Origin of the sequence: uncultured Pontibacter sp., assembly GCF_947492645.1 — a bacterium.
Classification (GTDB): domain Bacteria; phylum Bacteroidota; class Bacteroidia; order Cytophagales; family Hymenobacteraceae; genus Pontibacter.
In genome coordinates this window covers 129,966-148,571 of sequence record NZ_CANLMZ010000001.1, presented here as the reverse complement: position 1 = coordinate 148,571, position 18,606 = coordinate 129,966, and the positions used below count along the sequence as shown (strand labels likewise).

Annotated in this window: 17 protein-coding genes; 2 read left to right on the top strand and 15 right to left on the bottom strand. The window is 46.8% G+C overall.

The genetic code is table 11. The annotated features are described in order from the left end of the window. Positions 1–283: 283 nt before the first annotated feature. The 9 genes from Q1A23_RS00645 to Q1A23_RS00605 all read right to left on the bottom strand — a co-directional run bounded on the left by Q1A23_RS00645 (position 284) and on the right by Q1A23_RS00605 (position 8,486). Complete coding sequence (locus Q1A23_RS00645; RefSeq protein ID WP_299817999.1) at positions 284–1,177, bottom strand: DUF58 domain-containing protein; 894 nt, start codon at positions 1,175–1,177, stop codon at positions 284–286. 56 nt (positions 1,178–1,233) lie between these two features. Then, positions 1,234–1,722, bottom strand: a complete 489-nt coding sequence (locus tag Q1A23_RS00640; RefSeq protein ID WP_299817996.1) for a hypothetical protein — start codon at positions 1,720–1,722, stop codon at positions 1,234–1,236. Positions 1,723–1,733: 11 nt separating this feature from the next. Continuing rightward, the gene (locus Q1A23_RS00635; RefSeq protein ID WP_299817993.1) at positions 1,734–2,273 is read right to left on the bottom strand and encodes a hypothetical protein; all 540 of its coding nucleotides are present in this window, start codon (positions 2,271–2,273) and stop codon (positions 1,734–1,736) included. Positions 2,274–2,500: 227 nt separating this feature from the next. Continuing rightward, a complete protein-coding gene (locus Q1A23_RS00630; RefSeq protein ID WP_299817991.1) occupies positions 2,501–3,496 on the bottom strand; it encodes a MoxR family ATPase in 996 nt (331 codons plus the stop codon). Between the two features lie 13 nt (positions 3,497–3,509). Then, positions 3,510–3,638, bottom strand: coding sequence for a hypothetical protein (locus Q1A23_RS00625; RefSeq protein WP_299817988.1), 129 nt, complete (start codon positions 3,636–3,638; stop codon positions 3,510–3,512). Between the two features lie 48 nt (positions 3,639–3,686). Next, the gene (locus Q1A23_RS00620; RefSeq protein ID WP_299817985.1) at positions 3,687–4,304 is read right to left on the bottom strand and encodes a DUF4159 domain-containing protein; all 618 of its coding nucleotides are present in this window, start codon (positions 4,302–4,304) and stop codon (positions 3,687–3,689) included. Between the two features lie 99 nt (positions 4,305–4,403). Further along, positions 4,404–5,720 (bottom strand): TldD/PmbA family protein, encoded by a 1,317-nt coding sequence (locus Q1A23_RS00615; protein ID WP_299817982.1) that lies wholly within the window; start codon positions 5,718–5,720, stop codon positions 4,404–4,406. Between the two features lie 140 nt (positions 5,721–5,860). Next, on the bottom strand, positions 5,861–7,507 hold the full coding sequence (locus tag Q1A23_RS00610; RefSeq protein ID WP_299817979.1) for a TldD/PmbA family protein: 1,647 nt from the start codon (positions 7,505–7,507) through the stop codon (positions 5,861–5,863). A 340-nt stretch (positions 7,508–7,847) separates the two neighbouring features. Next, the gene (locus Q1A23_RS00605; RefSeq protein ID WP_299817976.1) at positions 7,848–8,486 is read right to left on the bottom strand and encodes a septal ring lytic transglycosylase RlpA family protein; all 639 of its coding nucleotides are present in this window, start codon (positions 8,484–8,486) and stop codon (positions 7,848–7,850) included. Positions 8,487–8,836: 350 nt separating this feature from the next. On the opposite strand from Q1A23_RS00605, the gene Q1A23_RS00600 reads away from it, so the two are divergent. Together Q1A23_RS00600 and mscL are read left to right on the top strand one after the other, a co-directional pair. Next, positions 8,837–9,745: a DUF72 domain-containing protein gene (locus Q1A23_RS00600; RefSeq protein ID WP_299817974.1), complete on the top strand. Its 909-nt coding sequence runs from the start codon at positions 8,837–8,839 to the stop codon at positions 9,743–9,745. 220 nt (positions 9,746–9,965) lie between these two features. Beyond that, positions 9,966–10,397: a large conductance mechanosensitive channel protein MscL gene (gene mscL / locus Q1A23_RS00595; protein ID WP_299817971.1), complete on the top strand. Its 432-nt coding sequence runs from the start codon at positions 9,966–9,968 to the stop codon at positions 10,395–10,397. Positions 10,398–10,602: 205 nt separating this feature from the next. On the opposite strand, the gene Q1A23_RS00590 is transcribed toward mscL, so the two are convergent. The 6 genes from Q1A23_RS00590 to Q1A23_RS00565 form a co-directional block, all read right to left on the bottom strand. After that, entirely contained in the window at positions 10,603–12,684 is a 2,082-nt protein-coding gene (locus Q1A23_RS00590; protein WP_299817968.1) for a pitrilysin family protein, read from the bottom strand. A 129-nt stretch (positions 12,685–12,813) separates the two neighbouring features. Further along, entirely contained in the window at positions 12,814–14,151 is a 1,338-nt protein-coding gene (locus Q1A23_RS00585; RefSeq protein WP_299817965.1) for a pitrilysin family protein, read from the bottom strand. Between the two features lie 238 nt (positions 14,152–14,389). Beyond that, complete coding sequence (locus Q1A23_RS00580) at positions 14,390–15,619, bottom strand: hypothetical protein (protein ID WP_299817962.1); 1,230 nt, start codon at positions 15,617–15,619, stop codon at positions 14,390–14,392. Between the two features lie 99 nt (positions 15,620–15,718). Further along, complete coding sequence (gene dgt / locus Q1A23_RS00575; protein WP_299817959.1) at positions 15,719–17,095, bottom strand: dGTP triphosphohydrolase; 1,377 nt, start codon at positions 17,093–17,095, stop codon at positions 15,719–15,721. A gap of 20 nt (positions 17,096–17,115) precedes the next feature. Further along, positions 17,116–18,021: a DUF3667 domain-containing protein gene (locus Q1A23_RS00570; protein WP_299817956.1), complete on the bottom strand. Its 906-nt coding sequence runs from the start codon at positions 18,019–18,021 to the stop codon at positions 17,116–17,118. A 234-nt stretch (positions 18,022–18,255) separates the two neighbouring features. Next, positions 18,256–18,552 (bottom strand): hypothetical protein, encoded by a 297-nt coding sequence (locus Q1A23_RS00565; protein WP_299817953.1) that lies wholly within the window; start codon positions 18,550–18,552, stop codon positions 18,256–18,258. Between the last annotated feature and the right edge of the window lie 54 nt (positions 18,553–18,606).

Below are 18,606 nucleotides of genomic sequence, written 5' to 3'. Positions count from 1 at the left end.
GAATCTTGTGGGCAAATAGCAAAGGCTTAACCTCCCATCTGCCAAGATCTTTCCAAGATGACAGATGTATGCTTGTGCTTCATTTTTGAGATAACAATTATCCATCAACATTTAACAATTAAATCCTCTTGCTGGCGCGAGTTTGCAACTCGTGCCTTACGATGATGTTGAGTTTGTAACTCGACTGGGCCGGAGGCCCAACTATAGCAGGTCACGAGCGAGGACGCTCGCACCATGAGTGTGTTCCTTATATTATTTTATTCACTCATGCGCTCATTCAAAATCATCCATACAGCAACCGTTTCTGCAGGAAAGCCCTCAGCGCCTTATCCAGCGGCTCGTCGGTAACAAACCTGTCGTAGGCGATGTGGCGGTTGCGCATGTCTTTTTCTATGTTTTGCAGCCACTCCTGCTGTTTGGCTAAGTAGACTTGCTTTTGTGCAGCGCTGCTTACCTGTAGCGTTTGTCCTGTCTCCAGGTCCTCGAAAGTGAGGGTGCCGCTGTAGCTAAACTCTAACTCGTTGCGGCTCATCAGGTGGGCCAGCAGCAGCTCGTGTCCTTGTGCTCCCAGTTTGTATAGTAAATCCTTTATCTCGTGCTCATGCTCATACAAATCCGACAGGAAGACTGTTAGCTCTTTCTGCCGCCTGTCTGCAAACAGGTTGGCCGCCACCTCCATGCCCGGAAACTTACCCTGCGGCTTTACCTCTGCCAGCTGGTGCCAGAAGCGCTGCAGGTGCATGTTGTCGGAGCGGGGCGTCAGGTTGATAAGCTGGTTCTCGTGCAGCACGTATAGCCCTACCGCATCGCCTTGTGTAGTTGCCAGGTAAGCCAGCGACGCCACCATAAACCGCGCGTAATCCATCTTGCTGATACCATTCAGGTCCTCATGTGCCATCGAGGCGCTGCCATCCAGTATAAACCGCACCGTAATGTTGGTGTCTACCTCGGCTTCGCGTATGTAATAGCGGTCGGAGCGGGCAAACATCTTCCAGTCGAGTTGGCGCAGGTCGTCGCCGGGCTGGTAGCTACGGTACTGGCTAAACTCCAACCCCGCCCCACGCCGCAAACTCTGGTTCTGCCCCGCCAAAAAGCCCTCCACCACCGTTTTAGCCAACAGCGGCAGGTCTTTTATGGTAGCCAATACCTTCGGGTCTATGAATTTGTGGGTGCTCAAGGGTTAGGGTTTTTAGGATTGATAGTTTTGAAATAAAAGAATGAACTCTAACTGCTTTAGCATTCAATTCCCATTCCTAATTCTTTTTTATACAAGAAGTAGGTGATACCTACTCTTCCATCAGCGTCGGTCATTATCTTCTTTTCCATTAGATAATCTTTCTCCTCAAGATGTCTAAGCAGTTGGTTGTTTTTCACTTCTAATCCTTCATCAAACCCAAGTCTAATTGGAAAATTATCTTCATTTGGATTTGGAGTGTGAATGTAAATAGCATCTTCTCTGCTGTCACTTTCATCAACTTCAATCCAGAATTGGTAATTTTTTGGATACGCTATTAACTTTTCTCTTACACATTTAGCTAATTCAAAAAGAGCATCTAGATGCTGCTTTCTCGCTTTCCAAGAACTATTGCCTACACCTAAGTCATCTATGTGTAAGTGGTATAAGTCAAACCAAGATTGTTCTGAACCACTAAAGTCTAAGTCTTCGGGCAACTTCTGTTGCTTTAATTTCCTGAAATATCTTCGTAATCCTCTCTTCTTCATATAATATGAACCTACACCAAACTCTGCCTTAATTTCAAGTCTACTAGCTCAGCTTCTATAGCCGTCTCATCCAATATTACATCCACTCCACCAACTAACTCTTCGCGCACTTTAAGCATATACTTTCGGGAGTCGGTGTAGAGCACGATGGCTGCGTCGTAGTGTATGGTTTCGTCGAACTCCTGGTTCCAGTCCTGGTATACTTCCAGCATCAGCACCTGCGACGACAGCACCTTTATCTCCGAGAATTGCCCCGACTGCAATAGCTTCTCGCAGCGCAGCGGCATCTTGCTTTCTTCAATGGCAAACTCATAGTAGGTGGTAGACGAACCAGACGTAAGTTTATAGTCGGCGCTGATGTTGATGAAGGTCAGGTCGCCGCGGTTGGTTTTAAGGCCAAGCGCAAATTCCGGAGCCCAGTACAGCACTTTGTCGCCGGTTGCCTCTACTTTTACTCTATCGGTAAAGAAGTAACAGATACGCTCCCCCACGATCTTCTTCAGGAGCTGTGTACCCGTCTCCGTCAGTTTTATAGTTGCTGTCTCTTCCATCTGTTTCTTGTTTTGGTTTGCTCTACTTTATCAAGGATTGTCCCCTTGAGGGGACTATAGGGGTGTTTACAGCTGCTGATATTAACTTTGAATTAATAACTGATACTCGTGCACGATTACACCCCTACGGTCCCCTCAAGGGGACAATCCGCTTTGCTTTTAACTCAAAAGAGTAAAGGCTAGAGGCCCCTGCTATAGTTAGTCACGAACGTCTTCGCTCGGACCATCTACACCAACACCGCCTTCGGCAACTTTATACTTTGCAGCAGTTCATCTACCACCCTGTCTGGCGTGATGCGCTCGGCTTCGGCTGCAAAGTTTACCAGCACACGGTGACGCAGCACGGGGTATGCCATTGTTCTAATATCATCGGCAGTAACAGCAAACCTGCCATGTAGCAAAGCTCTGGCTTTGGCGGTAAGTATAAGTGCCTGCCCGGCGCGTGGTCCGGCTCCCCAGCGGCAGTATTGTTTCACAAAGTCTATACCTGTGCTGTCGGGGCGGGTGGCACGTACGAGTTGGTTTACAAAAGCCAAAAGCTCGTCGCTTATACTTACCTCGCGCACCAGCTGTCGCAGTTGCATTACCTCCTCGCCGCTAAGTATAGGCTGCACCTGTGCCTGCCGCGTGCCGGTGGTGCTGGAGAGAATATTTAGCTCCTCCTGCTCAGTTGGGTATTTTATTTTGATGAACAGCAGGAAACGGTCCAGCTGTGCTTCGGGCAGCGGGTAAGTACCGGCCTGTTCTATTGGGTTTTGCGTAGCCAACAGGAAGAAAGGCTTCGGCAGGAAGTATGTTTTACCGGCATACGTTACCTCGTGCTCCTGCATCGCCTCCAGCAGCGCCGCCTGCGTTTTGGGCGGCGTTCGGTTTATCTCATCGGCCAGCACGATGTTCGAGAAGATCGGCCCTTCGTTGAACTTGAAAAAGCGTTTGCCTGTGGCATGGTCTTCTTCCAGTACTTCAGTTCCTAAAATATCCGTTGGCATCAGGTCTGGGGTAAACTGAATTCTGCGAAAGCCTAAGTCCATCGCGTTGCTGAGCGTACGCACCAACAAGGTTTTGGCAAGGCCCGGTACGCCTTCCAGCAAGCCGTGTCCGCCAGCCATCATGGTAATCAGCACCTCGTCTAGTACCTCTTCCTGGCCCACAATTATTTTCTGTATCTCCTGCTTTAGCTGTGGTAGCTTGCCGAGCAGGTGGTTTATGTTTTGTTCAGTCATTTTATACTTTGACTTATACTTCTTTGTAGTTGAAACCTTCGCTTATTATTTCAGCTGCTTGGCTTCGAATCAGCTTTTCGCCTCGCCGGCTGGTTTTTCTGCCATTGTTGGTGTTTTCACCAACAATCAATACTTCGGCCATTTCGCTTGCTGGTGAAAACACACAGCAAGGGCGGGGATAGAAAAGCTGTTAGCTCGTCAGCGCATACATGATGATGTTCACTCCGAACTTGGTGTTATCCTCGGCCAGCCAGCGTTTGTTCCTGAAATCGTAGTCCCATTCACAGCCATAGTCTTTGTTGCTATAAAGTACAGCGATTCGTCCGTTTATCTCTACAGCTTTTAAGTAGTCGTGCACCAGGTCGTCGCCCCAGCCGTTAAGCTCAAAGCTGGTGGTTGGTGGCCCATCTTCAAAGGAGAAGAAGCTGCGGTAAAGCTTATGGTTGTTCGGAATCTTCTTCAATGCACCCTGCCCGAATATCTGCCGCATCTGCTCCTCAAACGACTTGGCAAAAAGCCCGTCGATGTCGTGGTTACAATCATCCACAAACACAAAGCCGCCGTTCTTTACATAGGTTTCAAAGTTCTGCCGCTCCTTCTGGTTAAACTGTACCAGCTTGTGCCCGCTCAGGTAACTAAAAGGGTAGTTAAACAGCTCCGCACTCTCCAACGAAATTACCTTCTCCTGCTCGTTTACCTTTACTGTGGTGTATTGGATAAGCGAGTGCAGCAGATTGCTCGGCATACGCGGGTCAGTATCCCAGTTGCCGGAGCGGTACTGCAGGCGCACAAAGGTGAAGGGTTGCACTTAATTAGTTAAGAGTTTTAGAGTTATGAGTTGTAGTTAGAAAACAGATGCCGCACACAGCAAGCTGCATACGGCATCTGAAGTATAAATCAGCAGCAATTAAACCGCATCTGAAAGGCTGGTGAATGTAAAGTCGCGCACTTTCATTGGCGGGATAAGGTTGCCGTTGATGCGTTGCGGTTTACCTAGTGCCTCCAGGTTGTTGAGCATGATGATTGGGCTCTCGTTGAAACGGAAGTTCTTAACCGGGTACATGATCTTGCCGTTTTCGATGTAGAACGTACCGTCGCGGGTAAGGCCGGTGTAGAGCAGCGTTTGCGGATCTACGGAGCGGATGTACCACAGGCGGGTTACAAGTATACCACGCTTGGTATTTTTGATCATGTCTTCGATAGACTGGCTGCCGCCTTCCATGATCATACCGCCGCCGCTTGGTAACGATTTCGCGCCTGTTTTCTGTGCCCAGAAAAGCGAGTTAGACAGGTTTTTTACAACACCTTTCTCGATCCAGGTTGTTTTTTCGCGTGGGCGGCCATCGCCTGCAAAAGGGGCACCCGGAATTTCAGGGTTTGCAGGATCAGAGTATACCGTGATACGCTCATCCACGAGCTTTTCGCCCAGCTTGGTTTTGCCTCCGGCTTTGCTCAGGAAGCTGCGCCCTTCTTCGGCGTTACGCTGGTCTAAACCACGGAACATACCCTGCAGCAGGTCTATAGAGGCAGCTGGCTCTAAGATAACCGTATACTTGCCTGGCTCCAATGCCTTGGCATTACGCGAAGTGGCTGCTTTTTGGGCCGCTATTTCAGAGGCTTTGCCTGTATCAAGCTTGCTTACGTCAGAAAAATCCTGGGTTACATAGCCCGAACCGGTGCCATCCTCGGTGCGCATCGTTACCGAAAAATCTACTATAGTAGACGGATGGTAAGCAAACAGGCCCTTGTTGTTCATTTTCGAAACAAAGCTGGTGTAGTGCTCCAGAAAGCCGGCAGCAGTAAGACCTTTATCAGCGGCTGCTTTTATACTTTTAGCAGCGGCCTCTGCTCTGTAAGCCGGGTCTATTTTAGCTGTAGTATCAAAGTGCTCTTTTGCGGTGATATACTTCTGAGGACCCAGCAAAGGCACATACTCCGGGCTTTCAGGGGCCAGGCGCGCAATCTCTTCAGAGCGGCGAATCACCTTCTCCAGCGACTTATCGTCAAACTCATTTATAGTTGCCACACCTGAGCGTTTGCCAAAACGCGACTCAACACCCAGGGATAAATTTTCTTCTGCACCGCTGGTAGACACTTCGTTTCGGGCATAGCGTATGTTGCCACCGTTGTTGCCGCTAAGTGTAATCTCACACTCGTCAGCCTTCGAAAAACCCAGCGCTTTCTTCAGTATCGCCTGAGCTTCTTCTTTAGTTAATATTGCCATCTTTTGATAGTTAAGAGTTGAGAGTTATGAGTTAAAAGTTAGTTAGGGTTTTGCGTTATACTGCTTCTCCTACATTGCTCTAGTTCAAGAGTCTTGTTCAGACTCTTGACTATTAACTTTTAACTCTAAACTAAAAATCGTTAGATTTTACGCGCTGTGTTGATCACGTTCACGCCGTTAAAGCGGGTGTGGGCAGAGCCGTGAGACACCGCACTTACCTGGCTTGGCTGGCCTTTGCCATCGAAGAACGAGCCGAACAAACGGTAGTCGCTTTCGTCGCAGGAGCCGGCGCAGGAGTTCCAGAACTCCTGGGTGTTGCTCTGGTAAGCCACGTCTTCCAGCATGCCCACAATTTTGCCTTTGCTGATCTCGTAGAATGCCGTGCCGCCAAACTGGAAGTTATAGCGCTGCTGATCTATAGAGTATGAGCCGCGGCCTGCAATGTAAATACCTTTATCTACACCAGAGATTAGCTGGTCTACGTTCATCTTCTGCTTACCTGGTGCCAGCGATACGTTTGGCATGCGCTGGAACTGCACAGAGTTCCAGTTGTCGGCGTAGCAGCAGCCATGCGATTCTTTCTCTCCTATGATGTGCGCCTGATCACGAATAGCCTGGTAGTTTACCAACACGCCGTCCTTTATCAGGTCCCATTGCTTTGTCTTCACGCCTTCATCGTCCCAGCCTACTAAGCCAAGCGAGCCTTTCTGCGTTTTATCGGCAAAGATGTGAACCTTATCAGAGCCATACTTAAAGTTCTTGCTCTTCCACTTATCCAGCGTGGCAAACGATGTACCGGCATAGTTGGCTTCGTAGCCCAGCACGCGGTCCAGCTCAAGCGGGTGACCCACCGACTCGTGTATCGTTAAGCCCAGGTGGTTCGGGTCAAGTATAAGGTCATACTTACCGGCTGCTACAGATTTAGCTGTTAGTTTCTCTTTTGCTTGTTTAGCGGCAAGAGCAGCGTCTTCCAGCATGTCGTAAGCATAGCGGTAGCCCGTCAGGCCTGTGCCTTCAGGTCCTTTTATCTTTTCAGATGCCTTCGGGATCATGTACTCGTAGCCCATGCCCATTGGTGCACTAAGCGCCTCGCGGGTACGGAACTTACCGGATGCCTTATCTACAGCAGTTACCGTAAAGTTTGGCCAGATGCGGTGAATGTCCTGGTCAATGTAGGAACCATCGGTAGAGGCAAAATACTTTTGCTCGTTTACCTGGAATAAGGCTGAGTTTACAAAGTTGGCTCCGTTCTCCAGCGCCTTCGCGTTTGCAGCGAGCAGCAGGTCGGCCTTCTCACCTACAGGTACCTCAAAAGCGTTTTTCTCAAGTGGCGTTTTCCAGCTTACTTCTCCGTAGCCTTTTACAGGCGCCAGTTGCACGGGCTCTTTCTGTAGTTTGGAGTTTGCTTTGGCAATGGCTACAGCTTGCTCAGCAGCTTTGGCTATGCCTTTATCCGATACATCCGAAGTGGCGGCAAATCCCCAGGTGCCGTTAGCCAGCACGCGCACGCCTACACCATAAGACTCAGCGTTTACGATGTTCTGTACCTGCTTTTCGCGAGTGAATAGATACTGCTGCAGGTAACGGCCAATGCGCACATCGGCATAAGAAGCCCCCTTCGATTTGGCAGTATTCAGCGCAACGTCGGCAAGCCGCTTTTTAAGGGCTGTATCTACGGTTTCGAGCAAGCGCTCTGGCGATATGATATCGCCGAAGACAGGGATAGAAGGCAGCATTAAGCCCCCGAACCCAAGCGCCGATAGTTCAAGAAAATTTCGTCTTTTCAAAGTATAGCAGGTTAGTTAAAGGTTTAAAAGAGTTTAGTTTCGGTAACTAAGTATAATAATATTCTATATCACGTCAAAGCATCGCACTATTAAAAAAGCTGAACCAGCCTAATGTATAGACCAAGTGCCCGTTAAAGTATATTAAAAATGGGATATGCAATGCATTTTGCCGTGGTTGGCGCAACAGAAAAGGGTGGGTGTAGTAGCTGACAATTTATGATGATGTGCCTTTAAGTGAGAGTTAAAAGCAGAAACCATTATGCTTTGAAAGCAAAAAAGGCGCAGACCTTCTTAAAGTCTGCGCCTTTTCTTAATATGCTTTTATCTACTTGTTCTGAGGTTATGCCTCTTTCACTAATCCGGAAAGTCCTTCTTCTTTCAGAAGGTCATTAAAAGCTTCAGCCTCTTTGCGGTTTTCGAAACGGCCTGCTCTGATGCGAAGTACTTTTCTGCCTCTTGATTTGTCTTCCATCATTTCTACCGTCAGGTTTTTATCAAAGGCCTTTAGCTTTTGGCTAAGCATCTGGGCATTTTTTTCGCTTGTATAAGCGCCTGTTTGTATGGTGTAGAAGCCAGCATTCTGAGGGTTGTAATCGCCGGGCAGTTCAAGTATTTCTACTTTAACTGTTCCGACTCCCTGCCGGTGAAGGTCTAGCTTTTTAGCAGCTACCTCTGATACATCAATAATGCGGTCGCCTACATAAGGGCCCCTGTCGTTGATGCGAAGAACAACAGACTCGTTATTCTCGATGTTGGTTACTTTAACTTTAGTGCCAAACGGTAGTGTGTTGTGTGCTGCAGTCATATCGTTCTTGTTGTAACGCTCGCCGCTGCTGGTTTTTCTGCCGTGGTACTTACTTCCATACCACGATGCCTCGCCGGTTTGGATGTCCTGGATTTGTGCGAAAATAGGTTGGCCTACGCCAATAAATAACAAAATTAAAACGGTCAATAGATAGCACTTTCTATTATTTATCATATCCGATAATAGTTGGTGAAGCCGCAAAGTTACGGAATATTTTGCAAACGAGGCCTTTTACGCGTTTATTGTGTATAATGTGTAGGGGGATACAGGCAAGAGTGCTAAAATTGCTATAGGTCAGATTTGCGAAGAATAGCGTTTTTATATACTTTAAAGCTGGTTTTTAGGGAGTTGGAAGTATAGAAAATATACTATAAAAAATAGCCAAAATTTTTTTTCAAGTCAAGAGGTTTATGCCTCAAAAACGGGTAACCTCTGGCCTTTTTCTAAAACACAGGCTGAGCAGCCTCGTTTGTACTGCCTGCTGGTTTTGTATTTTCGTATAGCTAGAAACTAAGCTTAAACCTATGGATTTCGGAAAGCTGCAAGATATAAGCGGCGTTGACTTTACGCTGCCACCAAACCACCCCGATACGCTGCCTTTGCTGCGCCAATCAGGTAACTATGTGAAGCCGCAGGTATACATTGGTTTGCCGGTTTGGGTAAACAAAGCGTGGGTAGGCGAGATATACCCGCCACGTATGCCCGAAAAGGAATCTTTGCTTTGGTACGGCAAACAGTTTAACACCATAGAGCTTAACAGTACGCACTACCACATTCCCAGCCCCACTACCGTAGACCGTTGGCGCAACGCTGTGCCGCAAGGCTTTAAGTTCTGCCCCAAGTTTCCGCAACTCATAAGCCACGAGGCTGCCCTGCGCAGTACGCAAGATGTAACAGCGGCTTTCTGTGAGGCCATCGCCGGTTTCGAGGATAAACTGGGTAGTTCTTTTCTGCAGTTGCCGCCATACTTTGCCCCTACCCAACTGGCCGACCTGGAGGCTTTCCTTGCTTTTATCCCGGAAAGTATACCCATTACCGTAGAGTTGCGCCATCCTGATTGGTTTGTAGATAACGTGGCCAGCCTGGAGCTTTTTGAGGTGCTGCAGAAGTATAATGCAGGTACGGTGCTAACCGATGTGGCTGGCCGCCGCGACGTGCTGCACATGCGCCTGACTACGCCAGCTGCCATGGTTCGTTTTGTGGGCAATGGCCTTCATCCAACAGATTATACCCGCATCGATGCATGGGTGCAGCGCCTGAAAGAGTGGTTTGACAATGGCTTGCGCCAGCTATACTTCTTCGTGCACGAACCTGACAACACGCTGGCTCCGGAACTGGAAGCATACCTGGTGCAGCAGCTGAACAAAGTTTGCGGTTTTGATTTAAAGCCTCCTAAAAAGTTTGTGCAGCCGGTGCAGGGGGAATTATTCTAAAAGGGATACAGATCAGAATTCAGACATTTGCAAAAAAGCCAAACTACGGATGTTGTTATAATGTGCTTGTAAACAGCTTTTTATTCTTATATTTAGTTTGCTGTATGTCCTAGGCGCTTGTGTGGTAGGCTAAGGAGGGATTTAAGATTGCAAGGAGGCAACAGAAAGTTATGCCAGGTTAATCTTATAATTTAAACCTTATATAAATCTCCCGAAGTGTATGCTAAAAGAATTTAAAGAGTTTGCCATGCGTGGCAATGTTATGGACCTGGCTATCGGTATAATTATCGGTGCTGCATTTAGCGGACTTGTTAACTCTGTGGTAAACGATCTTATTATGCCACTTGTAGGCAAAATGATTGGCGACATGGATTTCTCAAACCTTTATGTGCCTCTTTCGTCTGATGTGCCAGCCGGCCTTGCCCTGGAAGAAGCCCGTAAGTTAGGTGCTGTTTTTGCCTGGGGTAATTTTATTACTGTACTGCTTAACTTCCTGATCCTCGCTTTTATTATTTTCCTGATTGTTAAGGCGATGAACAAGATGATGCGCAAAAAAGCGGCAGCTCCTGCTGTTCCGCCTGCCCCTACAAAAGAGGAAGTGCTGCTAACCGAAATGCGCGATTCGCTACGCCAGATAGCAGCCAGGCAGTAATAGCAGTACGAAATGGCAAAGGACTCTTCTTTAATGCTAAAGCTAGCAGTAAATGAAAAGGCGTGTATTATACTTGCAAGGCCACGCTGCTAACCAAGTTTACAGAAAACAATGGTGGGAAGTATAATTGCAGAAGTCTAAGTATAAAACAGAAGCGGCTAACCAATTGGTTAGCCGCTTCTGTTTTCAAAGTATAAATTTATACTTATAGCTTAAACGTATCGTCGCTAAGGTTCTTATTTACTTCGATGTTCTTCACTTCAGCTTTGATCACCTGCGGGCCAACAGTAGTCTCAATTACATAAGGGAACTTTACACCATTCACCTCTTTGTAGTCGCTGTATACCTTGGTCTGTGTAATCACGCCTTGCGGGCTCTGTAGGTTGTTAACTTCCTTCAGGCGAAGGCCGCTGTCTTTAGCAAAATAATGCGTTGCTTTCTGTCCGTTTGGTTGTGCAACTTCTACAGCATAGGCATCTTTGCCATCTACTTTCTCCATACCGGTTAGCTTGGTAGTAATGCCTAGCTTGCCATACTGCAACACAGGGAATAAGTTAGCCTCTAGCTTTTGTGTTGCCAGCTGCTCTTTTGGTATTTCCTGGTTAATGCCCTGCATCGGAGCCTCCATCTTGCCTTTGTCGCCGTTGATGATCACGCGCTGCATCGGGCTGTTGTTCATGGATACCTGCATGGCAAACTTATCGCTGCCTTTCTGCTGCTGCACCATTGTAAGCTGCATGCCCTGTATGCTGGCGTTGCTGGTAACAGTCACGTCTTTTAACTTCTCGATGTTAGCTTTGCCACCGATGGCTTTGATGTAATTGTCAAGAACAGTTTCAGCGGTAAGGCCGGCCGGTACACCCATGGCTGCACGGTCTACTACCTCTCCGGTTGCGCTGTAATAATCCAGTTTACCGTCTTTGTCAAACTTTTGCAGTTTATCAGCTACTTCGCCGGCGTTACCTACTGCCAGAATATACATTTTATCTGGCTGGATATACTTCTGCGCCACACGCTGGATATCCTCTGCGGTAACTGCTTCTACTTTCTTCAGGTAGTTGGCATAGTAATCAGAAGGCAAACCGTAACGTGCTGTGTTGATAGCGTAAACGGCTACAGTTGCAGGGTTCTCCAGGCCACGGCCATAGCTGCCCATTACAAAAGCTTTCGCATCACGCAGTTCATCATCGCTTACACGCTGGCTGCGCATCTTGTTCAGCTCGTTCATGAACTCTACAACGGCGCTGTCGGTAACGGCATTACGAACGCTGGCATTGGCTGTAAAGCGGCCCAGTATCTCATCGTTGGTTACACCAGAGTAAGCGCCATATGTATAGCCGTGGGTTTCGCGCAGGTTCTTAAACAGGCGGGCATCCATGCCACCACCTAATATGTTGTTCATCAAAGAGGCAGCAACTGCATCCTCAGCACCTGGCTTCAGGTCGATCGGGTTAGTTAGCGTAAGTACACTCTGCACCGCGCTTGGGCGGTCTACAATCACCACCTGCGTTTGCGATGGCTGCTTTGGCAGGTCATACTTTACTTCTTTTACGTCGCCTTTTTTCCAGCTTTTAAGCGATTTGTTCAGGAGCTTTTTCATCTCCTTTGGTGTAACATCACCTACAACTGCCAAGTATCCGATGTTCGGCTTATAATAAGTGTTGTAGTAGTTCTGGATGTCCTGCAGCGTGAAGTTATCAACCGTCTGGTCAGTCATTATCTCGCCGTATGGGTGATCTTTGCCATACAGTACCAGGTTGCGCGTGCGGCTGGCAATGGCATCCGGATTGTCTTTAGACTGTGCCAGGTTGGCCTTCATCTGCTTTTTGATCTTGTCCAATTCTTCCTGTGTAAACTTAGGGTTTAGCAGGGCATCAGCAGTAAGATCCAGTAAAGTTGGCAGGTGCTTTTTAAGCGACGATGCATTAAAGCCTGTGGATGAGAAGCTAAGTGTAGCTCCGATAAAATCCACTTGCTCGTCCAGCTGGTCTTTGGTGCGGTTAGTGGTACCGGTACGCATCATCTGGCCTGCGGCCTGTACGTAGCCTGCTTTGTCTCCTTCCAGAATCGGGTCTCTGTCCAAGACCAACGACATAGACACAACTGGTTGCTTGTGGTTTTCCACCACGTATACTTTCAGGCCGTTCTTAAGCGTGAAATGCTCGTACTTGCCCAACTCAATTTTAGGAGCAGGGCCTGGCGGTGGGGGAGTTTGTTTTGTCTGAGCAGGGGCTACATATACCAGCGCCAGCGCCAGAAATGCGGTACTAAAATATTTCTTTATCATGATGTCTCGTAAATTATGACTTGACAAAAAACTACTCGACAAAGGACAAAAGACGTTACAAAAGCATATCAAATCCTTTGTCTTTTGTCATAAAGTCTTTTGTCTGAATCGTCCTTTATCTAAAAAAAACTACTGTTTCGGCTGGGCTGACTTTGGCAGGTAGTGCAATACTACGCGGTTGTTCTTTGTCAGGTACTCGTTTGCCACACGCTTGATGTCGTCTTTGGTTACTTTCATGTAACGCTGCAACTCTGTATTGATCAGGTTTGCATCGCCAAAGTATACGGCATAGTTTGCAAGGCTTTCGGCACGGCCGGCAACAGTACTGTTCTGCTGCACAAACTGGCTCTCTACCTGGTTGCGAAGCTTCTGGAATTCACGCTCCGACAGGTCTTCTGTTTTCACGCGTTCAATCTCGGCGTTCATGGCTGTTTCAAGGTCATCAACCTCTACGCCCATGTTGGCAATGGCAAAAGTCAGGAACAGGCCCGGATCTTCTGTCGGGAATGGAATAGAGGCAGCGGCCACAGCTTTCTGCTGCTTGTCTACAAGGGCTTTTGGTAAACGTGCACTCTCGCCACCAGAAAGTAAGGTAGTTAACAGAGAAAGTGCATAGTAATCATCGGTGCCTTGTGCCGGAATGTGATAAGCCTGAATAACAGCCGGTAGCTGGATGTTATCATAAACCGTTTTGCGGCGCTCTTCAGTTTGCTTAGGTTCCGTAATGTTAGGGCGAGGTATCTCTCTTGTGCCTTTAGGTATGGCAGCAAAATACTTTTCAATCATTTTCTTCGTAGCCTCGATGTCAATATCGCCGGCTATAGAAAGTGTTGCGTTGTTAGGCACGTAAAAGGTTTTGTAGAAATCGCGGAACTCCTCGATGCTGGCTGCATTCAGGTCCTCAAAAGAGCCGATTGGCATGTATTTGTATGGGTGCTTAGTATAAGCCAGGGAAAACACGTTTTCGCCCATGGAGCCGTAAGGTTGGTTATCGATGCGCTCACGCTTCTCTTCCTGTACTACCTTGCGCTGTGTTTCTACTCCAACTTCGTCCACTTTAGCGTGTTTCATACGTTCAGCCTCCAGCCATAAGCCAAGCTCTACCTGGTTAGATGGCAACAGTTCGTAATAATAAGTGCGGTCAAAAGAGGTATTGGCATTAAGCGCACCACCGGCTTTCTGTACAAGCGAGCTGTACTGGCCACGCTCAATATTTTCGGTGCCCTCAAACATCAGGTGCTCAAAAAAGTGAGCAAAACCAGAGCGGCCTTCTACCTCGTTTTTAGAGCCCACATGGTATAGCACCGATACCGCTACGTTTGGTGTAGACTTGTCCTGGTGCAGGATTACGTGCAGGCCATTCGGAAGGGTATACTCCGTAAACTCGATCTTGGTGCCTTTGCTTTGCGCCATCGCCGTAAAGCCGGAGGCACACCATAAAAGGCATAATAATAGTTTGCGTTTCATTGTGTTTGTTTATTAAAGAGAATACTAAAAACTAAATAATGGAATAAATCAACTTGTGTTGTTTTTTAAATCAGACCATTAGAGCCTAAGATGCGAATTATTATTTATATAAGCAGTTCCGATTCTGCCAAAATGATGCTGATGTAGATGAACCCGCTGATTTTGTAGACGAATGAAGTTGGTCTAACACAGCATGTAAAGATGTTGGTGCAGGCTATAGATCAGATTTGCTGGGGATTTAGATGAGGTGCTTTAACTGAGCTAAAAGGAACTCCTTTGGTAAGTTGAGTAGCAGCGATAAAACAAAGAAACAGAGTACCACATACTTCGCGCATTTAGCACCTTGCATATCATCTGATAGGGTAACCAAAGTATAAACTAAGCCTATCAGCACTAAGAAGATAACCGGTGATAGCAGTCTGTAATCCAGATCATCAAAGTGAGATAGTTGGCGAAGTATAAGTATGGCAACAAAATACAGGCCGGCAATGGCAAAGCAGCAAAGTGCGAAGCTGTTTTTACCTAGCTTGCCGGTAAAGCTGCCTGTAGGCTTTATACTGGCATAAAGATAAACGAGTACAGCTATTTGTAACAGGGCAGTTGCGTAAAACAGATAGTCTGGTTGGCTGGCGCTTCTGTATTTCCGGATGATAAAGAACTCGTTGCTAAGGCCCTGTGCCAGCATTTGTAAAAAGTCGCTTATACTTTCTGTGGGAGCCGCTAACCTGTCGAAGCCTGTGGTATAGCCGCTAAGCCTGTAGTTGTTGTATAAGTATAAGCCAGCAAGTATAGTTAGAAGCAAGGTAACTACTCCGTAAAGTATACCTGTTTTGCTGTGCCGCTTGTATAAAAAGTATAAGCACAGCAGCCCCGGCACACCAAACGAGAAAGCCCCCACATAACGCACTAGAAAAAGCAGCAAGCAAAGGAGAAAAATATACCCCGCATAAAAGTATGCTTCTGGTTTTTGCAATGATTTATTGGTCAGGTACGCTAAAAGCAAAACACCAATTAAAAATGGAGCTTCGGACCAGGTAAAGCTATAAACCTCTATAAACGTATAAGCGCCAAATACCGAAGCAAGTATAAACGCATAAGCGCGGCATAGTTTACGCAGCAGCAAAAAGCCGCTTCCCAGAAAAAGTAAGTTGAGCGCTTTAGAAGCCCAGAAAACAGACAGCCCGCTGGTTTTAGATAGTATAAAAATCAGTACAGGATAGCCAACAGGCCAGGTAGAGAAATACTGTCTGCTGTTTGTTTCAGTATTTAGAACATAAAAGCCATGCCCATCCAACAGGTTTTGTGCTAGTCCTAAATAAGCTACTGAGTCAGGGCTAAGGTAGCCTGTGCTCTCAATCTGCACCCTGAAAAGTATGGCAGCGGCAAAGGCAAAGAAAAGTAAAAGCAGCAAAGCATCAGCGTGTTTGCCAATACTGTTATACTTTGTACATTTTGCCTGCTCCTCCATGTTTTAGCCTAGTTTAGATAAAAGATAAGCCTTAGGCAGGTTGAGCAGCAGCAGTAGCAGGTCTGCTCTTTTTGCGTCTTCTTTTAACATGCGCCTGGGCTAGTACATTTTAGGCAGCTCAATGCCTTTAATTTTGCGGTAAAGCCCCAGAGCTGCCTGGTCGGTAAGGCTTGCTACAAAATCAGTAATATGTATGATGCGCTCGTAATCTGTGGCGGTATCGGGTAACAGCAGGTAATGTGGTGGTATAAGTGCAGCCAGTTTGCGGTGGTGCTTCGAATCTTTTTCGAACACGGCTTTAACTCCTGCATCGAGCAATCCCCCCAACACTTCAAAGCCGGCAGCCTCTATTTCCAGTACAGGGCGGTTCTGGTATATTAACCTGATCGACAGGTCTTTTATACTATCCAGAATAGGTTTGCAGGCAAGCTCATTGATAAGTGGCTTATCGTAAGTGCCATCAAGTATTTCCTGCTCGTGCTGCAGGAAAACGGCTGTTGTCTCATCAATCAGCTTGCCAATGATGCGGGCTCGTAAATAACCTATCTCCTCTTTCCAATCATAAAAGGTTAGGGTTGATTTACGGTTAGGGTCATCGTTCAGGATTTGGCGCAGTAAATTCATGCCTTGCTCCTGCGGCACCAAGCCTAGCTTCAGGCCATCTTCAAAGTCAATGATACGGTAGCAGATATCGTCGGCGGCTTCAACTAAAAAAGCCAGCGGGTGGCGGTGGTAAAACACTTCGCCATCTTGCCCCTTTTTAAGTAACCCCAGCTCTTTGGCAATGTTGTTAAACCACTCCTTCTCCGTCTGAAAGAAACCATACTTTTTCTCGCTGGTGTTTTTGGTGCCCTTAATTACAGGCAAAGACTCTTTGGGGTATTTTGTAAAGGTAGCCAGCGTGGTATAGGTTAAGCTAAGGCCGCCTGTCATGTTGCAATGCGTGGGGTAAGTATAAGTTAGCACCCTAAAACCGGCAGCGTTGCCCTCGTATCGGAAAAGATCCTCTTTTTGGGCGGCAGTCAAGTTTGCCAGGTATGGCTTTGCTGCCTCACTCTGAAAGTACGACGAAATAGCATCTTCGCCGGAGTGCCCAAAAGGCGGGTTGCCAATGTCGTGTGCCAGGCAGGCTGCCGCTACCACATCGCCAAAATCTGCTTCCTGAATGTTTTTTTCCTGGGCTAGTTCCGGGTAACGCTCTAATATGCTCTTGCCTACAATACGGCCCAACGAACGTCCTACCACCGATGCCTCGAGGCTGTGCGTCAGGCGGGTGTGCACAAAATCGCTTTCGGGCATAGGCATTACCTGTGTCTTATTCTGCAGTCTTCTAAAAGAAGAAGAAAACACTATGCGGTCGTAGTCGCGCTGAAACTCGCCTCGCACCGATTCATCAGAAGTATACTTGTTATCTGCTGTTTCGAAGCGCTTTTTAGAGATCAGTTTGTCCCAGGTGGTGGTGGCGGTTAATGTCATGAGGGTAAAAGTATAAAAGCTTAGGTTAGCAGCACGCTCACGAAAACGGTGCCTAAGAAAAATATGCCTAAAGTTACCAGATAAATAATGCTAATGGGAATCAGGCTTAAAAGTGTTTTAAGATAAGACTGCTTGTAAACCTGGTGCAGGGCGAAGTATAAATACAGGGCCATAATGAAGAGCACTATGTTTCCCAGGTCCAGGTTAGGGAGCATTACTCCGAGCAGCATGGCAACTGCCAATAGTATAAAATAAAACGTATGCAGGTGAATTGAGAACATCAGGTGCTCTACATAATTGCGCTTTTGCCTGCGGTAAAACAGGTGCAGCAAAAGCCCAAAGAAAGGCATTAGCAGGAACATCATAAACGATAAATTCTTGAACAGCTTTTGCTTTGATTCGTCGCCTTGGCTGGTAAACTTTCCGAATTTTGCCTGAAAAGCTGCGGTAAACGCCTCGTCATCTATGTTAGTTTGTAAATCTTTCAGCGCCTCCCTGGCATTATCCTGTTCAAGCTGTATCTGTTTAAGGGCAAGTGTATCAGTTTGGTTGGTGGTGCCAGGTGCAACTTGCTGCGTGTTGGCCTCTCGGTGTATATTCACGCTGTTTTTTGCGGTAAGGGCCAGTACAAAAAAGAAGATTAAGCTGACAAAAACGTACAACCTGAATGGCGGAACATAAGATGCACGTTGGCCGATGTTAAATTTCTCTGTCAGTAAACCAGGCTTCAGTATCAGGTATTTTAGTGTTCTCCACGCTTTAGTGTCGAAGTGCATGGTGCCCTCAAAAAACTCAGCCACCAGGTGTTTTACCGGTACATTAAGGTTATGGTTTTCCTGGCCACAGTTGGGGCAGAAATTGTTTACCTCCTCAAGTGTGTAGCCACAGTTAGGGCACTGCGTAAACTTGCGTCTTTTTGTTGCCATGCGTAAGCGGAGGTTTTTATCGTTGCGAAGTTATATCAAAGATAAGTTTAAGATAAGAATAAAACCAGTCACGGTAGCAATCTTAAAAACGCAAAAACCTGCTAATAAAATTAACGACTTTGGCGGAGCTGAATGTTACACCAAAAAGGTGTTTAAACAAGCAAGTGTTGCGTTTTAATCGCGTATGGCAATTTTAATATGTTAGACAACGTAGCTGGTATGTAAAACACGATGTTACAAACAGGCTTTAAAATACCTTGTGCTGCACATTTTAATAGCCCAAATTTGCAGGTATACTACGATTCGCTCTTTCCAAGCTAGAAAACTTAAGCTCCAACCATCTGCCCTACAGGTAAAGGTTTCTTGAAGCCAGCCACGTGCCTCTGATTTAAGTAAAACATAATCAACTGCCTGTGAGGAGGCCTGTGTAATTTGCTGTATAGCATTAGGCAACGTCATTGTTTGTGTACCATTTGCAGCCTTCAGAAGGGGAATCTCTCCTTCTGAAAGCTGTAACTGGCTAATAATCATTTCGTAAAATTAAGTAAAAACAATGCGCAAGGTGTTGATTATGTTTTACTTAAA

Bases quoted from the DNA above. Each gene is read 5' to 3' on its own strand.
- Q1A23_RS00640 (WP_299817996.1), bottom strand. From the start codon at position 1,722: ATGAAGAAGAGAGGATTACGAAGATATTTCAGGAAATTAAAGCAACAG.
- Q1A23_RS00635 (WP_299817993.1), bottom strand. From the start codon at position 2,273: ATGGAAGAGACAGCAACTATAAAACTGACGGAGACGGGTACACAGCTC.
- Q1A23_RS00630 (WP_299817991.1), bottom strand. From the start codon at position 3,496: ATGACTGAACAAAACATAAACCACCTGCTCGGCAAGCTACCACAGCTA.
- Q1A23_RS00625 (WP_299817988.1), bottom strand. From the start codon at position 3,638: ATGGCCGAAGTATTGATTGTTGGTGAAAACACCAACAATGGCAGAAAA.
- Q1A23_RS00615 (WP_299817982.1), bottom strand. From the start codon at position 5,720: ATGGCAATATTAACTAAAGAAGAAGCTCAGGCGATACTGAAGAAAGCG.
- Q1A23_RS00605 (WP_299817976.1), bottom strand. From the start codon at position 8,486: ATGATAAATAATAGAAAGTGCTATCTATTGACCGTTTTAATTTTGTTA.
- Q1A23_RS00600 (WP_299817974.1), top strand. From the start codon at position 8,837: ATGGATTTCGGAAAGCTGCAAGATATAAGCGGCGTTGACTTTACGCTG.
- mscL (WP_299817971.1), top strand. From the start codon at position 9,966: ATGCTAAAAGAATTTAAAGAGTTTGCCATGCGTGGCAATGTTATGGAC.
- Q1A23_RS00590 (WP_299817968.1), bottom strand. From the start codon at position 12,684: ATGATAAAGAAATATTTTAGTACCGCATTTCTGGCGCTGGCGCTGGTA.
- Q1A23_RS00585 (WP_299817965.1), bottom strand. From the start codon at position 14,151: ATGAAACGCAAACTATTATTATGCCTTTTATGGTGTGCCTCCGGCTTT.
- Q1A23_RS00580 (WP_299817962.1), bottom strand. From the start codon at position 15,619: ATGGAGGAGCAGGCAAAATGTACAAAGTATAACAGTATTGGCAAACAC.
- dgt (WP_299817959.1), bottom strand. From the start codon at position 17,095: ATGACATTAACCGCCACCACCACCTGGGACAAACTGATCTCTAAAAAG.
- Q1A23_RS00570 (WP_299817956.1), bottom strand. From the start codon at position 18,021: ATGGCAACAAAAAGACGCAAGTTTACGCAGTGCCCTAACTGTGGCTAC.
- Q1A23_RS00565 (WP_299817953.1), bottom strand. From the start codon at position 18,552: ATGATTATTAGCCAGTTACAGCTTTCAGAAGGAGAGATTCCCCTTCTG.